The 3,109-nt window shown below is 69.6% G+C and carries 2 protein-coding genes; both read right to left on the bottom strand.

What is annotated here, in order from left to right; translation table 11 throughout:
• Window positions 1-146: 146 nt before the first annotated feature.
• Window positions 147-860: a tRNA (adenosine(37)-N6)-threonylcarbamoyltransferase complex dimerization subunit type 1 TsaB gene (gene tsaB, locus ACVOLJ_RS20835; RefSeq protein ID WP_481564991.1), complete on the bottom strand. Its 714-nt coding sequence runs from the start codon at window positions 858-860 to the stop codon at window positions 147-149.
• A gap of 9 nt (window positions 861-869) precedes the next feature.
• The gene (gene yoaA, locus ACVOLJ_RS20830) at window positions 870-2,918 is read right to left on the bottom strand and encodes a DNA repair helicase YoaA (RefSeq protein WP_481564990.1); all 2,049 of its coding nucleotides are present in this window, start codon (window positions 2,916-2,918) and stop codon (window positions 870-872) included.
• Between the last annotated feature and the right edge of the window lie 191 nt (window positions 2,919-3,109).

Raw genomic sequence — 3,109 nt, 5'->3', positions numbered from 1 at the left:
CGGGGGGGGTGGCGCTGGGGGGTTCGCCGCAGGGATGGGGTTACGGTGCGTTATGGGCGTTATGCCGGGCTGCCCGTGCGCAGCCCACCCGCCCGGCCAACCCACGGCTTCTGCTTTCAGCGACCCACCACCCCGCCACGAGGGGCTCAGCCGTTGGCCTTCGCCTTGGCATCCCGCGCCGCCTGCTGCTCGACCAGCGTCAGCGCCACGTTGTCACGCAGGTACGCCGGCTCGACCTTCTCCGGTGCAATGACGTCGCCACGTGCGAACGCCGGCACGGCAAGCGCAAGTACATCAGAGGCACGCGGCAATGCTGCGGCGTCGAAGCCACGCAGGCCCGCGCCCAGCTGCGCGACCAGTGCGCCCTCGGCTGCACCGAACCCGGTGCCAACGCCATAGGCCGATATGCCTTCCGGCAACGTTACCGCCGCCGGCATGCACACGCGCTCGGCATCGCACGCTACCGGCAGGCCGTCGACACGCTCAAAGCGTGCTGCATACACCTCGCCCATCCGCGCATCGATCACCGACAGGACCTGCTGTTCCTCAACCGGTGCGCGCAATGCCAGCACCTGCAGCGTGGACACCGGCAACAACGGACGATCCAGTGCCAGCGCAATGCCCTGCGCAATCGCGATCGCCAGGCGCACGCCGGTGAACGCGCCCGGGCCGCGGCTGAGCGCGATACCGTCGAGCTGGCGACGGCTGATGCCGGCTTCGGCCAGCAGCGCCTCGGCCCAGGGCAGGCTCAGTTCGGCATGCCGACGGGGGGCGATCTCAAAGCGCTCCAGTACCTGCCCATCCACATGCAGGGCGACGGAACAGGCTTCGGTGGCGGTTTCAAAAGCGAGCAGTTTCATCGGATCGGGTCAGAACAAGGGGAACGTGGCGCCAGGGGCCGGCTCCGCACCGGCCACCGCGGCGGTCGGTACGTCGGCATCTGCCACGGGGGGCCATTGTGGCGCAAAGAAGGCCTGTACATCGGCCAGGGACCGGGTCCGCCGGAACGGCGGCAGGGATTGCAGGAACACCTTGCCATAGCCCCGGTTGAGCAGGCGCGGGTCGCACAGGACCAGCACCCCCCGATCGGTCTCACTGCGGATCAGCCGGCCCACGCCCTGTTTCAGCGCGATGACCGCCTGCGGCAGCTGTTCGTCGCGGAACGGATTGCCGCCCTGGGTACGGATCGCCTCGAGCCGCGCTTCGTACACCGGGTCATCGGGCGCAGCGAAGGGAAGCTTGTCGATCACCACCACGCTCAGCGCCTCGCCCACCACATCCACGCCCTCGCGGAAACTGGCAGAACCAAGCAGCACGCCGTTGCCCGACTCGCGGAAACGCTGCAGCAGCGTCGCCCGCGGCGCCTCGCCCTGCACGAACAGCAGCCACGGCCCGTCGCGCAACGCCTCGGCCGCCTCGCGCAGTGCGCGATGGGAAGCAAACAACAGGAACGCCCTGCCCTGCGATGCCTGCAGCACCGGCCGCAGCGCCTGGATCAGCGCGGTGCCGAAGCCGCGTGCGGCGGGGTCGGGCAAGCCTTCGGGCAGATAGCACAGGGCCTGCTCGGGCCAGTTGAACGGGCTGGGTTGCACCAGTGTCTGTGGATCATCCAGGCCAAGACGCGTGGCGATGTGTTCGAAACCACCCCCGACGGTCAGCGTGGCCGAGGTGAAAATCCATGCCGCCTGGCTGCGCTCACGATGCTCGCGCAACGGCGCGGACACATCCATCGGGGTGCGCTGGCAGCGGAAGCCGCGCGCGGTCAACTCGTACCAGAGCACGTCGCCCTGGGTGACCGCCGCATCGGCCGGATCGGCATCGAAGTCCAGCGCCGGCTCCTCCTCGCCCAGCCAGCGGCTCAACCGCGAGATCGCCTCGCGCGCACGCGCATGGCATGCGTCCAACCCGGCCGCCGCTTCGCGCAGCGGCTGCAATGCCTGCTCCAGCGCCACCAGCCCGGCCATCACCGTATCGAAGCCGTCGCGCACCTGTGGCATCGCCAGCGCGCGCCATTGTGTTCCCCGCGATGGCAATCCCTCCATTGCCCCGCGCAGGGCGAGCAGCGCCTGCTGCAGGTCGTCGACCGGTTGCTGCAGGGCCGACTGCGCGCCACCGACACCGCGCGCTTCGACCAGGCAGTCGCGGCCCAGCTCCTGCCACGGCCGCATGCCGAATCCCTCGCCGAAAAACTGTGCCGCCAGCTCGGGCAGCTGATGGGCCTCGTCGATGACGAAGGCCTGCGCACCGGGAAGCAGCTCGCCGAATCCCTCCTGCTTGAGCGCCAGATCGGCCAGCAGCAGATGGTGGTTGACCACCACCAGATCGGCGGCCTGTGCACGCTGTCGTGCGCGCACGACAAAGCAGTCGTCCCAGAACGGGCACTCGCTGCCCAGGCAGTTGTCGACGGTGGAGGTGACCATCGGCAGCAGCGGCGAATCGTCAGCCAGCCCGTCGAGCTCGGCGATGTCACCGAACTCCGAACGCCCCGACCAGGACAGGATGCGCTGGAACTGTGCGGCCTGTTCCGGGCTGGAAAAACGCGGCTCGCCACGTGCCTGTTGCAGGCGGTAGCGGCACAGGTAGTTGGCGCGCCCCTTCAGCAGTGCGCTGCGCAGACCGACGCCCAGCGCCTGGCGCACGCGCGGCAGGTCGCGATGGTAGAGCTGGTCCTGCAACGCGCGGGTTCCGGTGGAAATGATGGTACGCAATCCGGAAAGCAGCACCGGCACCAGATAGGCGAAGGTCTTGCCGGTACCGGTACCGGCCTCGGCCAGCAGCAGGTCACGCTGCTGCAGCGACGCGGCGATGGCCTCGGTAAGGCGCAGCTGCGCCGGACGCGGAACGAAGGCATCCAGGTGGGAGGCGAGCGCGCCGCCTTCACTGAGGGCTTCGCGGCTGGCATGGACAAGGTCGGACATCAGGCAGGAAGGATACCCGGCCGGGCGCTGCCCGGCACCCGTTTCAAGCCGGAGCCCGGGCGCCAGCAACGGCAACGGCGTCGTTCACGGCTCTGGGTTTCTACGTGCTCGGTGGGGCGGGGGGGCCCCGGCGGGCACGCCCGCAAACCCACCCAAGGGGGGCGCTGGCGGCCACCCGTGCGCCCACCGGC

This window comes from Stenotrophomonas sp. STEN046, from assembly GCF_056759755.1.
Note: the sequence above shows the minus strand (reverse complement) of the source record. Positions and strands in the feature narration are given on the sequence as shown.